Source organism: Streptomyces inusitatus, assembly GCF_014651115.1.
GTDB classification, from domain to species: domain Bacteria; phylum Actinomycetota; class Actinomycetes; order Streptomycetales; family Streptomycetaceae; genus Streptomyces; species Streptomyces amakusaensis.
This window is the reverse complement of sequence record NZ_BMWG01000002.1, coordinates 542,342-558,393: the sequence shown is the minus strand read 5'-3', so window position 1 is coordinate 558,393 and position 16,052 is coordinate 542,342. Positions and strand designations below refer to the sequence as shown.

Annotated in this window: 14 protein-coding genes; 5 read left to right on the top strand and 9 right to left on the bottom strand. The window is 73.0% G+C overall.

Annotation, left to right across the window (positions count from 1 at the left end):
- Positions 1–13: 13 nt before the first annotated feature.
- A complete protein-coding gene (locus tag IE247_RS06355; RefSeq protein WP_190121879.1) occupies positions 14–826 on the bottom strand; it encodes a site-2 protease family protein in 813 nt (270 codons plus the stop codon).
- Between the two features lie 128 nt (positions 827–954).
- On the opposite strand from IE247_RS06355, the gene IE247_RS06350 reads away from it, so the two are divergent.
- The gene (locus tag IE247_RS06350; protein WP_190121878.1) at positions 955–4,260 is read left to right on the top strand and encodes an ATP-binding protein; all 3,306 of its coding nucleotides are present in this window, start codon (positions 955–957) and stop codon (positions 4,258–4,260) included.
- Positions 4,261–4,296: 36 nt separating this feature from the next.
- On the opposite strand, the gene IE247_RS06345 is transcribed toward IE247_RS06350, so the two are convergent.
- The 3 genes from IE247_RS06345 to panB form a co-directional block, all read right to left on the bottom strand.
- Positions 4,297–5,178: an ABC transporter permease gene (locus IE247_RS06345; RefSeq protein WP_190121877.1), complete on the bottom strand. Its 882-nt coding sequence runs from the start codon at positions 5,176–5,178 to the stop codon at positions 4,297–4,299.
- Positions 5,175–6,188 carry an ATP-binding cassette domain-containing protein gene (locus IE247_RS06340; RefSeq protein ID WP_190122109.1) on the bottom strand — a complete coding sequence of 338 codons (1,014 nt, stop codon included), beginning with the start codon at positions 6,186–6,188 and terminating at the stop codon, positions 5,175–5,177. Before IE247_RS06340 ends, IE247_RS06345 begins: the two co-directional genes overlap by 4 nt.
- Before the next feature lie 112 nt (positions 6,189–6,300).
- On the bottom strand, positions 6,301–7,161 hold the full coding sequence (panB, locus tag IE247_RS06335; protein WP_190121876.1) for a 3-methyl-2-oxobutanoate hydroxymethyltransferase: 861 nt from the start codon (positions 7,159–7,161) through the stop codon (positions 6,301–6,303).
- Positions 7,162–7,539: 378 nt separating this feature from the next.
- On the opposite strand from panB, the gene IE247_RS06330 reads away from it, so the two are divergent.
- Positions 7,540–8,571, top strand: a complete 1,032-nt coding sequence (locus IE247_RS06330) for an endonuclease/exonuclease/phosphatase family protein (protein ID WP_190121875.1) — start codon at positions 7,540–7,542, stop codon at positions 8,569–8,571.
- Between the two features lie 97 nt (positions 8,572–8,668).
- Here the strand turns inward: IE247_RS06330 and IE247_RS06325 are convergent, their stop codons facing one another.
- The 3 genes from IE247_RS06325 to IE247_RS06315 form a co-directional block, all read right to left on the bottom strand.
- Positions 8,669–10,423, bottom strand: coding sequence for an NAD+ synthase (locus IE247_RS06325; RefSeq protein WP_190121874.1), 1,755 nt, complete (start codon positions 10,421–10,423; stop codon positions 8,669–8,671).
- A gap of 154 nt (positions 10,424–10,577) precedes the next feature.
- The gene (locus IE247_RS06320) at positions 10,578–12,188 is read right to left on the bottom strand and encodes a multicopper oxidase family protein (protein WP_190121873.1); all 1,611 of its coding nucleotides are present in this window, start codon (positions 12,186–12,188) and stop codon (positions 10,578–10,580) included.
- 79 nt (positions 12,189–12,267) lie between these two features.
- Entirely contained in the window at positions 12,268–12,696 is a 429-nt protein-coding gene (locus tag IE247_RS06315; RefSeq protein WP_229868715.1) for a DUF6153 family protein, read from the bottom strand.
- A gap of 92 nt (positions 12,697–12,788) precedes the next feature.
- Between IE247_RS06315 and IE247_RS06310 the strand changes: the two genes are divergently transcribed.
- Positions 12,789–13,463, top strand: a complete 675-nt coding sequence (locus IE247_RS06310; protein WP_190121872.1) for a DUF998 domain-containing protein — start codon at positions 12,789–12,791, stop codon at positions 13,461–13,463.
- Positions 13,463–14,344, top strand: coding sequence for an alpha/beta fold hydrolase (locus IE247_RS06305; RefSeq protein WP_190121871.1), 882 nt, complete (start codon positions 13,463–13,465; stop codon positions 14,342–14,344). The genes IE247_RS06310 and IE247_RS06305 overlap by 1 nt, the downstream gene beginning before the upstream one ends.
- Here IE247_RS06305 and IE247_RS06300 read toward each other — a convergent pair.
- Positions 14,329–14,748: a CBS domain-containing protein gene (locus IE247_RS06300; RefSeq protein WP_190121870.1), complete on the bottom strand. Its 420-nt coding sequence runs from the start codon at positions 14,746–14,748 to the stop codon at positions 14,329–14,331. The two genes, IE247_RS06305 and IE247_RS06300, sit on opposite strands and share 16 nt — an antisense overlap.
- 145 nt (positions 14,749–14,893) lie before the next feature.
- Between IE247_RS06300 and IE247_RS06295 the strand changes: the two genes are divergently transcribed.
- Positions 14,894–15,322, top strand: coding sequence for a DUF5990 family protein (locus IE247_RS06295; RefSeq protein ID WP_190121869.1), 429 nt, complete (start codon positions 14,894–14,896; stop codon positions 15,320–15,322).
- Between the two features lie 60 nt (positions 15,323–15,382).
- Here IE247_RS06295 and IE247_RS06290 read toward each other — a convergent pair whose 3' ends face one another.
- Positions 15,383–16,048, bottom strand: coding sequence for a DUF305 domain-containing protein (locus IE247_RS06290; RefSeq protein ID WP_190121868.1), 666 nt, complete (start codon positions 16,046–16,048; stop codon positions 15,383–15,385).
- Between the last annotated feature and the right edge of the window lie 4 nt (positions 16,049–16,052).

Below are 16,052 nucleotides of genomic sequence, written 5' to 3'. Positions count from 1 at the left end.
CCCCGCCGCCCGGCTACCCGGCCGGCCTGAGCGTGTACGCGGCGCAGTACTCGCTCTCGCCCTCCCAGAAGCGGTAGAAGTCGAGGCCGCAGGCGCTCACCAGCTCGTCGACGCCCAGCACGCTCAGCACCGCGTCGACCGCGTCGAAGAACACCGCGTTGAGCGCCGGGATGAACAGCAGCGCGAAGACCAGCAGCAGCCCGAACGGCGCGAGCGGCTCCACCTGGCGGCGGATCCGGTACGACAGCCACGGTTCGATCACCCCGTAGCCGTCCAGCCCCGGCACCGGCAGGAAGTTCAGGATCGCGGCGCTCACCTGGAGCAGCGCAAGGAAGCCCAGCGCGTACTGGAAGACCAGCGGCACCCCGTCCAGCGCGTCCAGCCAGAACGGCGCGGTGCACACCAGCGCGAAGAGCACATTGGTCAGCGGCCCCGCCGCCGAGATCAGACTGTGCTTCCAGCGGCCCCGGATGCTGCCCCGCTCGACGAAGACCGCGCCGCCCGGCAGACCGATGCCGCCCAGGATCACGAAGAGCACCGGCAGCACGATGCTCAGCAGCGCGTGGGTGTAGGCCAGGGGGTTGAGCGACAGATAGCCCTTGGTCCCGATCGACAGATCGCCGCTGTGGTGCGCGGTGGCGGCGTGCGCGTACTCGTGCAGACAGAGCGACACGATCCACGCCGAGGTGACGAAGAGGAAGACGGCGAGACCGGCGGAGGCGGCGTAGTCCGTCCACACCGCCCAGCCGGTCACCGCCATCACCGCGACGATCCCGAGGAACACGGGACTGACGCGCCAGTCGCTGCGGCGAGATGTGGTGGGCATGGGCGGGACTCCTGAACGTACGAGGATCTGGCGGACCGAACCGTACAGGCGGCGGACGCGCGGTGGGCCCCAACCCCCGCGGTTTCGGCCGCGCCACCGTGCGGGCCCGCACCGGGGACAATGGCCGGGTGCGTATATCGCTGATCGGCACCACCAGGGTCCTGCGGGCCGACGGCACCCCCGTCGCCGTCGGCGGACCGAGGCTGCGTGCCCTGCTGACCGTGCTGGCGATGCGGCCCGGACGCCCGGTCCCGCTCGGCCGCATCGTGGCCGAGGTGTGGGACGGCGACCCGCCGGCCGACGCGCCCGGGGCGGTGCAGGCCCTGGTCGGACGGCTGCGGCGGGCGCTCGGCCGGTCCGCCGTCGCCTCCGTGGAGGGCGGCTACCGGCTGTGCGCCGAGCCGGACGACGTGGATCTGCACCGGTTCGACCGGCTCACGACCCAGGGCGCGAAAGCGGTCGCGAACGGCGACCCGGACACGGCGGAGACCCTCCTCGACCAGGCGCTGGAGCTGTGGCACGGACCCGTGCTCGCCGATCTGCCCGACCGGGCCGCCGAGGCGTCCCGCTGGGAGGCCCGCCGCACCGACGCCCGCCGCACCCGGCTGACGGCCCTGCTGGCGCTGGGCCGGGGAGCCGAGGCGCTCCCCGAGTCGGCCGCCCTCTGCGCCGCCCACCCGCTGGACGAGCCGCTCCGTCTGCTGCGGCTGCGCGCGCTGAGCGACACGGGCCGCCCCGCGCGGGCCCTCGCGGAGTACGAGACCTTCCGCCGCGATCTCGCCGACCGCCTCGGGGCCGACCCGGGCCCCGCCCTCCGCGCGCTCCACCGGGAACTCCTCACGACCCCGACTCCCGATCCGGAAGCAGCCCCGGAAGCAGCCCCGGAAGCGGCCCCCGCCCCGGAAGCGGCCCCGGCCGCCGCGCCCCGGGGAAACCTGCGCGCCCGGCTCACCTCCTTCGTCGGCCGGGAGCACGACATCGAGGTGCTGCGCGACGATCTCGCCTCCGCCCGGCTCGTCACCCTCACCGGACCCGGCGGGGCCGGCAAGACCCGGCTCTCCCAGGAGGTCGCCGAACGGCTCGCCCCACAGGCCCCGGACGGCGTCTGGTTCGCCGAACTGGCCTCGGTGACCGACCCGGACGATGTCGCCGAAGCCGTCCTCACCGTCCTCGGAGCCCGCCACACCGTGCTGCGCGGCGCGGGGGCCGAAGAGCTGCTGGCCGCCGAACGCCACGGCGACGACGCCCTCGTACGCCTCACCGAGCACTGCGCCCGCCGCCGGATGCTCCTGGTGCTCGACAACTGCGAGCATGTGGCCGACGCGGCGGCCGTGCTCGCCGACACCCTCCTCGCCCACTGCCCCGGGCTGCGGATCCTCGCCACCAGCCGAGAGCCCCTCGCCGTCCCCGGCGAACTGCTGCGGCCGGTCGGCCCGCTGCCCGCGCCCACCGCGCTGCGGCTGCTCACCGAGCGCGGGGCCGCCGCCCGGCCCGGCTTCACCCCCGACGACGACCCGGACGCCTGCGCCGAGATATGCCGCAGACTCGACGGCCTCCCGCTCGCCATCGAACTCGCCGCCGCCCGGCTGCGCGTGCTCACCCCCCGGCAGATCGCGGACCGCCTCGACGACCGCTTCCGCCTCCTCACCGCGGGCAGCCGCACCGTGCTGCCCCGCCAGCAGACCCTGCGCGCCGTCGTCGACTGGTCCTGGGAGCTGCTGGAGGCCCCCGAACGGGCCGTCCTGCGCCGCCTCTCCGTCTTCTCCGGCGGCTGCGACCTGGCCGCCGCGGAAGCCGTCTGCGCCGGTGGCCCGGACGTCGACATCGCCGACGCCCTCGGCTCGCTCATCGACAAATCGCTGGTCGTCGCCGCCCCCGACGGCCCGGACGGCATGCGCTACCGCCTTCTGGAGACCGTCGCCGAGTACGCCGCCGAACGCCTCGGCGAAGCGGGCGACCGGGCCGCGACCGAACGCCGCCACCTCGTCCACTACCGCGAACTCGCCCGCACCACCGACCCCCTGCTGCGCGGCCCCGGCCAGCGCGCCGCCATCGAGCTGTTCCAGCGCGAGTACGAGAATCTGCGCACCGCCCTGCGCCGGGCCGTCGCCGCCGAGGACGAGCAGGAGGCGCTCTCCCTCGTACTCCATCTCTTCTGGTACTGGCAGATACGGGATCTGCGCACCGAGGCCCGGCACTGGTCCGGGGCGGCCACCGCGCTCGGCCCCGACCCGTTCGCGCCCCCCGTCGCCCCCGTGCCCCCGGTCTACGAGCGTTTCACCGACGCCCCGCCGCCCATGGGGCCCGAGCTGCTCCAGGAGGCCCGCCGGGGCGTCGCGCTCATCCATCTCATCTTCTTCAACCACGAGGCCGACGCCTGGGTCGGCCCGGAGAGCATGGACCGGCTGCGCTCGGTGAGCCTGGCCTACCGCCCGGGGCTGCCGCAGACCTGCCGCACCCCCGGCATCCTCTGGTTCTTCGCCATCCTGATGACCGGCGAGATCGAGACGCTCAAGAACATGCTGGACGAGACCATCCGGGTCTGCCGGGACCTCGGGTACGAATGGGAGCTGGCCGGCGCGCTGGAGACCCGCGCGGGCATCCTCGCCAACCGGGGCCGTCTGGCGGGGGACGCGACCCGCGACGCCGACGAGTCACTGGAGATATTCCGCCGCCTCGGCGACGCCTGGGGAGCCGCCCAGGCGCTCTCCGCGCGCGGCGAGGCCAGGGAGCGGCGCGGTGAGTACGGACCGGCCGGCGAGGACTTCGCCCTCGCCATCGAGTACGCCGAGCGGATCGGCGCGCGGGGGAATGTGGGGGTGCTCCGGGCCCGGCTCGGCGGCATCCTGCTGGAGCTGGGCGAGCTGGAGCGCGGCGAGGCGATGATCCGTCAGGTGCTTGAGGACAACGAGGGCCCGGACAACGAGAGCACGGCCGTCGCCCGGATCTATCTCTGCCTCTGGCTGGGCCGCACCGACCGCCGGGCCGAGGCCCGGGAGCACATCGAGCGGCTGCTCGCCCAGTTCAACTCCCACACCATGGAGTTCTTCAAGGGCATGATGATCGGCTATATCGCCTGGCTCGATCTCGGCGACGGCAACCTCCGGCAGGCGCTGGAACACACCAGACGGGCGCTCGCCAGCGCCCGGGAGCCGCTCGCCATGATGATCGCGCCCCAACTGGCCCCGTCGCACCTGGTGACGGCGGCCGGCGCGCTGGCCGCCGGGGGCCCCGAGCGGGCCCCGGACGCGGCCCGGCTGCTCGCGGCCTCCGACAGGCTTGTCCCCGAGGACCACTTCCCCTCCTCCCACGAGCGCGCCTGCCGCGAGGAGGTGGAGGCGGCGGTCCGGGCGGTGCTCGGCGGCGCCGCATACGAGGCCTTCTACGCGGAGGGCGGCCTCCTCACTCTGGAGGAGGCCGCCGGCCTGGTCTGAGCCGCCCCGTGACGGCTCAGCTCCCAGCTCCCGGGGTCAGGTCTTCTTCTGGAAGGCCCGGATCGCCAGCGGCGCGGTGACGACGGTGATCGCCGCCGCCCAGCCGAGGGTCGCCCAGACGGAGGAGGCCAGCTCACCACCGTTGATCAGGGCGCGGGAGGCGTCCGCGAGGTTGGAGAGCGGATTGTGGTCGGCGAAGGTCTTCAGCCAGTCGGGCATGGTCGACGGCTGGGCGAAGATGGACGATCCGAACTGGAGCGGCAGCAGTATCAGCATCGCCATTCCCTGGACGGCCTGCGCCGTCTTCAGCGCGAGACCGAGCAGGATGAAGATCCACATGAGTGAGGCGCCGAAGAGCAGGGAGAGCCCCATCGCGGCCAGCAGCTCAAGGACGGACGTCTTGATCTCCAGGCCGAGCAGAAAGCCCATGCCCAGCAGGATCACCATCGCGACCGTCATCCGGCCGACCTCCACGACGATCTTCGCGATCAGTATCGAGGAGCGGGCGATCGGCATGGACCGGAAGCGGTCCATGACTCCTTTGTTCACATCGGTGTTGATGCCGGTGCCCACCGCCATGGAGATGCTCAGCCCCATCATGGCCATCAGACCGGGGACGAGGTAGTTGACGTACTTGTCCTGGTTGCCCTCGCCGGATATCGCGCCGCCGAAGACATAGGTGAACAGCAGCGTGAAGATGATCGGCATCAGCACGGCGTCGGCCATCGACTCCGGGTCCTGCTTGATCTGAAGGGCGTTCCGCCGCACCAGGGCCCCGATGTGCCGCAGATGCGCCCTCGGGGTGATCCGGCCGCTGTCCCCGCCGGCCGGGGGCCTTGTCCGCGCCGCCGTCCCCGGGGTGACTCCCGCACTCGTACCCGTACTGGTGGTCGTGCTCGTGCTCGTGCTCGTACTCATACGGCGGCCTCCTCGGGAAGCGTCTCGGACCCGGCCGACCTCTCGCCGGTGATCGCCAGGAACACCTCGTCCAGACTGGGCAGCCGGGTGTCGATCCAGGCGATGCCGAAGCCGTGGGCGGCCAGCAGCCCCACCACGGCGGTGAGCTGCTCGTCGGCGAGGATCGGTACGTACAGCTGTCCCTCCTCGGGGGCGGCACTCGCCCCGGCGATCCCGTCGAGACCGGACTCGCGCAGTGCCCGCGCCATCAGGGGCAGATCGGCGGGGTCGCTGGGCCGGATCCGCAGGGTGCGGCCCCCGACCTTCGCCTTCAGCTCGTCCACCCCGCCGCCCGCGATGACCCGGCCCCGGTCGATGACGGTCAGCTCGTCGGCGAGCCGCTCGGCCTCCTCCATGTACTGAGTGGTGAGCAGCACGGTCATCCCCTCGGCGACCATCCGCTCGACCTCGTCCCACACCTCGTTGCGGGTCCTCGGGTCGAGTCCGGTCGTCGGCTCGTCCAGGAAGAGCACATCGGGCTCCCCGACCATCGACGCGGCGAGGTCGAGCCGCCGCCGCATCCCGCCGGAGTACTGCGTCACGGGCTTCTTCGCGGCCTCGGTGAGGGCGAAGCGCTCCAGCATCTCGTCGGCCCGCCGCCGGGCCGCCGGGCGGGAGAGATCGAGCAGCCGCCCGATCATGTACAGGTTCTCCCAGCCGGAGAGACGTTCCTCCACGGAGGCGTACTGCCCGGTGAGCCCGATGACCCGGCGCAGCCGCCGGGCGTCGCGCACCACGTCGTGACCGGCGACCGTGGCGGTGCCCGCGTCGGGAAGGATCAGGGTGGCCAGGCAGCGTACGAGCGTGGTCTTGCCGGCCCCGTTGGGTCCGAGGACGCCGAGGACGGTGCCTTCGCGGACGGTGACGTCCACCCCGTCCAGCGCCTTGGTCCCGCCGTAGTGCTTGACCAGCCCCCGCACCTCGACGGCGGATGCCCGGCCGCCGGCCGGGCTGTGGCCGGTCCGTGCCAGGCCCCCCCGGTTGGCCCCCCCCCCCAACAGCCCCCCAACAGAGCGCCGACGGGCGGGCCGGCGGCCCGCGGGGGGGGGAGGGCCGGCGGGCCGTCGGTCGTGCCGGGAGCGGTCAGTGGAAGGTGTGCTCCTCCTGCGGGAACGCGCCGCCGACGACATCGTCGGCGAACGCCTTCGCCGCGTCGCCGAGGGTCTGCCGGAGGTTCGCGTACTGCTTGGTGAAGCGCGGCACCTTGCCGCCGGTGAGGCCGGTCATGTCGGTCCAGACGAGCACCTGTGCGTCGGTGCCCGCGCCCGCGCCGATGCCGACGGTCGGGATGTGCAGCGAGCGGGTGACCTCGGCCGCCAGCTCGGCGGGCACCATCTCCAGGACGACGGCGAACGCGCCCGCGTCCTGTGCGGCCTTCGCGTCCTTCAGGAGCTGGTGGGCGGCCTCGTCGCTGCGGCCCTGCACCCGGTAGCCCATGGTGTTCACGGACTGCGGGGTCAGCCCCAGGTGCGACACGACCGGGATGCCGGCCTGGACGATCAGCTCGGTCTGCGGCAGGGAGCGCTCCCCGCCCTCCAGCTTGACCGCGCCGACCCCGGCCTCCTTGACCAGCCGGGTCGCGTTGCGCAGGGCCTGTACGGGGCCCTCCTGGTACGAGCCGAAGGGCAGGTCGCCGATGATCAGCGCCCGGCGGGTGCCGCGCACCACGGCGGCGGACAGCAGGGTCATCTCATCCATGGTGACCGGCACGGTGGTCTCGTAGCCGAGGTGGGTGTTGCCCATGGAGTCCCCGACCAGCATGACCGGGATCCCGGCCTCGTCGAAGACGGACGCGGTCATCGCGTCGTACGCGGTGAGCATCGGCCACTTCTCGCCGCGCTCCTTGGCGGCGGCGATGTCGTGGACGGTGATGCGCCTAGTGCCCTTGCCTCCGTACAGCGCCTTGCTGCTGTCGGCGGACTTCTGGGCAGCCTGAAGCGTCATGATCAACGGCTCCTCGTGTCATCTCGAGGCGCCCTGACGGCGTCCCCGGATCACCTCCCATGGTGGCACTTCGTGCCGCCTGCACGGAAGGGGCCCACTCCCTTCACGGAGCGTCGCCCCGCGGGCACCTGTGGTGAGACGGCACGGCGTGTCACCGGCCGCCGGTGTCCACGTCGTACGGACGGCGCGCCGGGCGGCCCGAGGGGATGCGTGCTCGGTCACACCGGCCCCACCCGGCCCGATATCCGGAACCACGCGCGCCGCCCACTCGTCATCGGCACAGAACGGCCGCCCCCGGAGAGGCGGGACAAGTACCGTCATCGCCTAGTGTCATCCGCGAGGCTCGTGTGACGGCGGCAAGGCAGTAAGGACAGCTCCATGGTGCAGGCGTACAAGACGGAGACCGGGAACGACGGCCCGGAGGACCTCGTCACCGATTCCCGCTCCCGGCGTCCGCGCGAACGGTGGCGCGACGACCCCGACATCTGGCGGCGCGGCATCGTCCTGGCGGTCTGCGCCGTGCTGTTCGCCCTGCTGATGGTCTTCCACGCCCAGATCCCCAACCGGATCGGCAACTTGGGCAGCCTGGGGGAGACCTTCCTGCCCTGGTTCGGGGTGGTCCTCGTCCCGGTGCTGTTCGCCGCCGCGCTGTGGCGGCGCTCGGCCACGGCGCTGATCGCCGTGCTCGCGCCCGCCGTCGTCTGGGTCAATCTCTTCGGCGGTCTGCTCACCGACAAGTCCACGGCGGGCGGCGATCTGACGGTCGCCACCCACAATGTCAACGCCGAGAACCCGGACCCCGAGGGCACCGCGGCGAAGGTCGCGGCCTCGGGCGCGGAGGTGCTGGCCCTCCAGGAGCTGGCCCAGGGTCAGGTCAGGGCCTATGAGCGGGCGCTCGCCGGCAGCTACAAGTACCACTCGGTGCAGGGCACGGTCGGGCTGTGGAGCAAGTACCCGCTGACCGGCACCAAGCCCGTCGACATCGGGATGGGCTGGACCCGGGCGATGCGCACCACCGTGACCACGCCCAAGGGCGAGGTCGCCGTCTATGTCGCCCATATGCCGTCCGTCCGCGTGAAGATGCGCGCGGGCTTCACCGCGGGCCAGCGCGACGACAGCGCGGACGCGCTCGGCGAGGCGATCGCCGACGAGCGCGTCGGCAAGGTGGTGCTGCTCGGCGATCTGAACGGCACGATGAACGACCGGGCGCTCAACGCGGTGACGTCCCAGATGCGTTCGACGCAGGGCGCGGCGGGCGACGGCTTCGGCTTCAGCTGGCCCGCGGCCTTCCCGATGGCGCGCATCGACCAGATCATGGTCAAGGGCGTCGAGCCGGTGTCCTCCTGGACGCTGCCCCGCACGGACAGCGACCATCTGCCGATCGCGGCCCGGGTGAGGCTCGGGCCCTGAGACGGGAAGTGCCCTGAGACGGGAAGTGCCCTGAGACGGGAAGTGCCCTGAGACGGGAAAGGGCCCGCGCTCCGCGGGCCCTTTCGCCGTCGGTGTGTCAGTGCGTCGACTCGCGCCAGCGGTTGGTGATCGGCAGCCGGCGGTCCTTGCCGAAGCCCTTCGCCGAGATCTTGGTGCCCGGCGGGTACTGCCGCCGCTTGTACTCGGCGGTGTCGACCATCCTCAGCGTCCGGGCCACCAGCTCCTCGTCGTACCCGGCGGCCACGATGGCGTCCTTGCCCTGGTCCCGGTCGACGTACCGGGCGAGGATCCGGTCCAGCACGTCGTAGTCCGGCAGCGAGTCGGTGTCCATCTGGCCGGGGCGCAGCTCGGCGCTGGGCGGCTTGGTGATGGAGGCCTCGGGGATCGGCGGGGTCTGGCCGCGCTCCTCGGCGGCCCGGTTGCGCCACTTCGCCAGCCGGAAGACCGTCGTCTTGTAGACGTCCTTGATGGGCCCGTACGCGCCGACCGAGTCGCCGTACAGCGTGGAGTATCCGACGGCCAGCTCGGACTTGTTGCCCGGCGCGAGCACGATGTGGCCCTCCTGGTTGGAGACGGCCATCAGCAGGGTGCCGCGCAGCCGCGACTGGAGGTTCTCCTCGGCGAGCCCGGTCAGCCCCAGCGAGCCCATGTAGGCGTCGAACATGGGCTCGATCGACACGGTGCGGAAGTTGAGTCCGGTACGGCGGGCCAGCTCGGCCGCGTCGTCCTTGGAGTGGTCCGAGGAGTACTTCGAGGGCATGGAGATGCCGTACACGTTCTTCGCGCCGACCGCGTCGCAGGCGATCGCGGCGACCAGCGCGGAGTCGATGCCGCCGGAGAGCCCGATCAGGACCGAGCGGAAGCCGTTCTTGGCGGCGTACGCGCGCAGGCCCACCACCAGCGCGGAGTACACCTCCTCGTCGTCGTCGAGACGGTCGGCGTAGCCGCCGGTCAGCTCGGGCTCATAGGCCGGGACCGGCTCGGCGGAGATGACGGCGTGCTCGATCCGCAGCCCGTCGTCGACCACTCCGGAGGGGATCTCGCCCGCGGCGGGGAGCTCCAGATCGAGGACGACGCAGCCCTCGGAGAACTGGGGGGCGCGGGCGATGACCTCGCCCGCCGCGTCGACCACGATCGAGTCGCCGTCGAAGACCAGCTCGTCCTGGCCGCCGATCATCGCCAGATAGGCGGTGGTGCAGCCCGCCTCCTGGGCGCGCTTGCGCACCAGCTCCAGCCGGGTGTCGTCCTTCTCCCGCTCATAGGGCGAGGCGTTGATCGAGAGCAGCAGCCCGGCCCCGGCGGAGCGGGCGGCGGGCACCCGGCCGCCGTCCTGCCAGAGGTCCTCGCAGATGGCGAGCGCCACATCGACGCCGCCGACCCGGATCACCGGCAGGGTGTCGCCGGGCACGAAGTAGCGGAACTCGTCGAAGACGCCGTAGTTGGGCAGATGGTGCTTGGCGAACCGCAGCGCCACCTCACCCCGGTGCAGCACGGCGGCGGCGTTGCGCGGGGTGCCGGCGGGCTGGCCGTATCTCGGCTGGGCGCTCTCGGAGCGGTCCAGATAGCCGACGACGACGGGCAGCTCGCCGAGGCCCTCGTCGGCCAGGCGCGCGGCCAGCGAGCGCAGGGCGGCCCGGGACGCCTCCACGAAGGACGAGCGCAGGGCCAGATCCTCCACGGGGTAGCCGGTCAGCACCATCTCCGGGAAGGCGATCAGATGCGCCCCCTGCTCGGCCGAGTGCCGGGTCCAGTGCACGATCGACTCGGTGTTGCCGGCGAGGTCGCCGACGGTCGAGTCGATCTGATTCAGGGCGAGGCGTAGTTGAGGCACGCCCCCCAGTGTAATCGTCTTTCTGACGCGATGTCCTGGTGGAGCGGTGTGGCACCGCCCACGGGCGGCCGGGGCGGTGCCGGGGACCGCGGGCGGTGTGCCGGGGGCGCGGTGCCGAGGGCGGCCCGGACCGGCCGGGCCGCCCGCGTAAGGGTTACTTCCGGTAGCCGAGCACCGTCATCATGCCCGCCTCCGCGTGGTAGACGTTGTGGCAGTGGATCATCCACAGGCCCGGGTTGTCGGCGTCGAAGTCCACGGTCAGGGTCCCGTTGGGCAGGACGATCGCGGTGTCCTTGCGCGGCCCGCCCGCGGCATTGGCGAGGGCGAAGGTGTGCCCGTGCAGATGGAGCGGGTGCCACATCCCGGTGGGGTTCCTGAAGACCAGCCGGACCCGCTCGCCGGAGCGCACCTCGTGCCGGGGCCCGGGCGAGTACGGCTTCCCGTCGAAGCCCCAGTCGTACTTCGCCATGCCCCCGGTCAGCTCGATCCCGATCGTGCGGTCGGGGGTACGGCGGGGGAGCGCCACGGAGGCGTCGGCGCGCAGCCGGTCGGCGGTGAGCAGCTTCCCGGACAGCTCCTTCGGCCGCACGGAGGCCGCCGGGGCCGCCCCGCCGCCGGTGCGGAGCAGGGCGAGCGCGGTGGCGTTCTTGCCCTCGGCGACGGCGGTCAGCGGGAAGACGCCGTCGCCCGCCGTGATCAGGACGTCGTAGCGCTCGCCCATGCCCAGCAGCAGGGCGTCGGTCTTCGCGTGCCGCACCGGGAAGCCGTCGGTGTGGGTCACGGTCATCTCGTGGCCGCCGAGCGCGACGCGGAAGGCGGTGTCGCCGCCCGCGTTGACGATGCGCAGCCGCACCCGGTCGCCGGGCTTCGCGCGGAAGACGGACGGGTCGCCGGGGACGCGCCCGTTGATCAGATAGTGCGGGTACGCCACATCCCCGGCGTCGCCGCCGAGCAGCTCGCTCCGCGCGCCCATCATCATCCGCGACGGGCCCTCGGGGTCGGGCGCGGTCAGGCTCGCACGGGTCATGCCGCCGCCGTGGCCCTCGTGCCCGCCGCCGCCCCCGCCCCGCATTCCCTTGCTGAGTTCGGCGAGGACGGCGTCCGGGGTGGAGCCCTCCACCCCGTCGACCCAGTCGTCCAGGACGACGACCCACTCCCGGTCGTACTTCAGCGGCTCCTTGGGGTCCTCGACGATCAGCGGCGCGTACAGCCCCCGGTCCTGCTGCACGCCGGAGTGCGGGTGGAACCAGTACGTGCCGGGGTGCGCGAGGGCGAAGCGGTACGTGAACTCCGCGCCCGCCTTGACGGGCCGCTGGGTGAGCCCGGGGACGCCGTCCATGTCGTTGCGGAGCGCGAGCCCGTGCCAGTGCAGCGAGGTCGGCTCGGGGAGGTGGTTGGCGAGGGTGAGCGCCAGGGTGTCGCCCGCGGTGGCCCGCACCTCCTTGCCCGGCAGCCGGTCCCCGTAGGCCCAGGAGGGGACGGTCAGACCGCCCCCGAGGTCGAGCCGCGCGGCGGCGGCCGTGAGCCGCACCTTCCGCTCCGGGCCCCCGCGCCGGGCGGCCTCGGCGTCGGCGACCTCCTTGCCGCCGGGCTCGACGAACCCGTCGGCGGCCTCGGTCTCCTGACCGCTCTTGCCGCTCTGGCCGTGTCCGCCGTGTCCGCCGCTCCCCTCGCCCCCGGAGGACGAGCAGGCGGCCAGGACACCGGTCCCGGCGACGGCGAGGGAGGCTCCGACGACGGAGCGGCGTGTGATGTGCGTACGCATGACTGAGTGCACCTCGTGGTGATGTCGGTGAAGGGCATACGGATGAGCCGCGCGCCGCCGCGAGGGCGGCGTGGGTGCTCTAGATCCGCAGTACCGACAGATGCGTCAGCAGAGTGCGCGGGGGAGGGGCACGGGGTGCGGGGGCGGGTCCGGGCCGGAGTCCGCGCACGCGGACGGCTCCTCGCGCGCGCCGCCGCTGCCACGCCCGTACGGCTCCGAGGAGCGCGATCCCCCAGACGCCGAGCACGGCCAGACAGACCAGCGACGGGTCCGTGCCGTGCCCGCCGGGCGCGGCGGAGCCGTGGTTCGCGTCCGCCGCCGGGTGTTCGGCGACGGTGGGGGCCTGCGGCTGTGTGTGGGGCTGCGCGTGGGCCGGGGCCTGTTCGGCGGCCGCGGCCGGGGAGGGATGGCCCAGGGTGTGCATGGTGGCGAGGCCGAACAGCAGCACGAGCGGCAGCAGCGGCGTCCACAGCCTCCGCGTCCCCCGTACCCTCCACGCCCTTGCCATGGAGCGGATCCTACCCCTACCGGGTAGGAGTGTCCGGACCCCGGTCCGGTCCTCGCACCGCCGGTTCCGACGGGTCGGAGATCATTGTTCATATGATCGCCGTACTGATAGCCCTCGGGGCGCTCGTCTACACGGCCTGGCTGCTCGAAGTCGTCCTCACCACCGGCCTCGACCCCGTCCAGACCTACGTCAGCGAACTCGCCGCCGAAGACCAGCCCTTCGGCGGACTCTTCCGCGCCACCGACCTCGCCGCCGGGCTGCTCGTCCTCGCCGGAGCGCTCTGGGCACTGAAGACGGCGCTCGCCCACGCCTCCCGCACCCCCTGGGACCTCATCGGCTGGGGCGGCGTCGCCCTCTTCGGCGCGGCCACCGCCATCGACTCCAGGCTGCCGCTGAGCTGCGCGCCCACCGCCGACCCCGAGTGCGCCGCCCGGGAGACCGCCGGGCTCGTCCCCGCCACCCACGCCGCGCACGCCGTCAGCTCCTCCCTCGCCATGACCGGTGCGATCATCGGAATCGTCGCGCTCACCGTCGCCGCCCGCCGCCACCGCCGCTGGCCTCTGCTGGCCCGGTTCGGCCCGGCCCTCGTCGTCCTCGAACTCGCCGCCACGGGCTGGACCCTCGCCTCCGTCGCCGCCTTCACGGCCGGGGAGGGCACCTACGCGCTGGGAGCCGGTCAGCGGTCGCAGGTCCTGTTCGTGGCAGTCTGGCTGGGACTGCTCGCGCTGTCCCTGGCGCGGGAGCGCCAAAGTGAGGCGGCACGCTGATGTTCGTACGGATCGGAGGCGTACCCCACCATGTGGTCGCCGAGGGCAGTGGACCGGCCTGTGTGCTGAGCGCGGGCCTCGGGCTCGGCTGGTTCGACTGGGACGCCGTGGTGCCCCTGCTCGCCCCGTACCGGACGGTGGTCCGCTTCGACCGCCCCGGACACGGGCTCAGCGGCCCCGCGCTCGTCCCGCCGTCCGCCGCCGGTGAGGCCCACCGCATCGCGGGCGTGCTCGACGCGCTCGGTCTCGACGCACCGGCCACCGTCGTCGGGCACTCGATCGCCGGGTTCCACGCCGAGGCCTTCGCCCGGCTCCACCCCGCCCGCACCGCCTCCCTCGTACTGGTCGACTCCAGCGTCGAGGAGGACGCCCGCACCCCCGCCGCGCCCGCCGTGCGCACGGCCGCCGCCCGGGTGGCGGGCGGCGCGCTCAGCGCCCTCGGGGTCCCCGCCGCGCTCGGGCCGCTCGCCCGGCGCGCCGCGGTCCGGCTCGCCAGGACAGGCGGCGGCGATCCGGCCCCCGCCGGGCTGGTGCACCGCTGCTACACCACCTCGCGCGTTGTCAGGGGCGCCCTCCTGGAGAACGCCCATTACCGTGCCGTGGCCGCCGAACTCCTCGCCCTGCGTGAGCGGCACCCGCTGGCCGGTACGCCCGTCACCGTCCTCGCCGCGACGGCGGGCGGCCGCCGCTGGACCGCCCGGCAGCGGGAACTCTCCCTGGCGCTCGGCGCGCGCTTCCGCGAGATCACCCCCGCCGGCCATCTGCTGATGCTGGACCAGCCGGAGGCGGTGGCCCGCGCGGTGCTCGGGGACGACGCCCCGGCGGGCGGCGGCGAGGACGACTCGGCTGCCGACGAAGCTGCCGCTCAGCCCCTCGCGTAGACCCGCTCCACCCACCCCGCGAGCTGCTCGTCCGACAGATGCTGGGCGAGATCCGCCTCGCTGATCATGCCGACCAGCCGCTTGTCCTCGATCACCGGCAGCCGCCGGATCTGGTGCGACTCCATCTCCTGGAGCACATCCTCGACACCCGAGTCCGACTCGATCCAGCGCGGGGTGCCCTGCGCCATCTCGCCCGCCGTCACCTTCGCCGGGTCGTGGCCCATGGCCACACAGCCGACCACGATGTCCCGGTCGGTGAGGATGCCGCAGAGGCGTTCATCGGCGTCGGCGATGGGCAGCGCGCCCACATTCAGATCGCGCATCAGCTGCGCGGCCCGGTCGAGCGTCTCGTGCGCGGGGATCCACTGGGCCCCCGCGTGCATGATGTCCTTTGCTGTCGTCATCGCGTACGCGCCTCCTCGAAGTGGCTTCGTGGTGGCTTCGTGGCTTCTGCACGGGCCAGACCCATCGTCGGCTGGGCCAGGTGGAGTACGCGACCGGTGTAGGCCAAAAGAGTGAAAAAATGAAGAAAAGGGAGCGAGGGGCGGCATGGTGGCACTGACACTGCGGATCACCGGTCGGGAGCTGCCCGGCAGCGTTTGCGGGGAGTGGACCGATGTGCACATCGGCACCCAGCGCGGCCGCGAGCCCGATCAGCTCGTCCGGGCCGACGCGGCCGAAGCCGTCTTCGAGATCCCGCTGTCGACGGTGACCGCCGCCGACGGCGGCGTCGACTTCCGGGGCCCGCACGTCCAGGGCCGGCGCGGTGCGCGCTTCGTCTACCTCACCTGGGGCGAGCTGCCGCCGGGCGGCGAGTTCGCCGTGTTCCGCCGCGCCAAGCTCTTCCTGGCGGACCTGCCCGAGGCGGCGATCGCCTCCGGCGGCACCGCCGAGACCGCCGTCGCCCTCACGGACTCCCAGGGCCTGCCGCTCTGCGCGGCCCTCCGCCCGCCCCTGATCAGCTGGTCCACGAGCTGATCGCTCACGGTCCCCGGGCAGCCCGGGAACCGTGAGCGATCAGGTATCAGGTACCAGGCATCAGGTACGGACCTGAGCGCCCCGCTTCTTCAGCAGGTCCACCATCAGCTCGACCTCGGAGCGCTGCGCGTCCACCATGCCCCGGGCGAGTTCCCGCTCCGGTCCCACGGTGCAGAGCCGCACACAGCCCTCGGCCATGTCGACGCCGCCGTTGTGGTGGACGATCATCAGCTGGAGATACTCGATCTCCGCCCGCTCCCCGCTCAGCCGGCCCAGCCGCGCCAGCTGCTCGGCGGTCGCCATGCCCGGCATCAGCGAACCCTCCCCGGCCTTCGCCATGGAGTGCCCGGCGTGCGGATCCTTCCCGTCCCCGCCGCCCGACGCCATCCACGCCATCGGCTCGGCGTCCGGGGCGACCTTCGGCAGGCCCCACAGATCCAGCCAGCCCAGCATCATGCCGCGCTGATTGGCCTGCGTATTGGCGATGTCGTACGCCAGCCGGCGCACCTCCTCGTCGTCCGTGCGGTCACGGACGACGAACGACATCTCCACCGCCTGCTGATGGTGGACGGACATGTCCCGCGCGAACCCGGCGTCCGCCGACTCCGCCGTCGGCGCGGCGGGCCCGGAGGACCCGCCGTCGCCGGCCGTCGCCAGCGTCGCGCCTCCGGCGAAGAGCAGCGCGAGCACCACCGCCGTGATGGACGCCCAGTGCGTACGCGTCATGCCC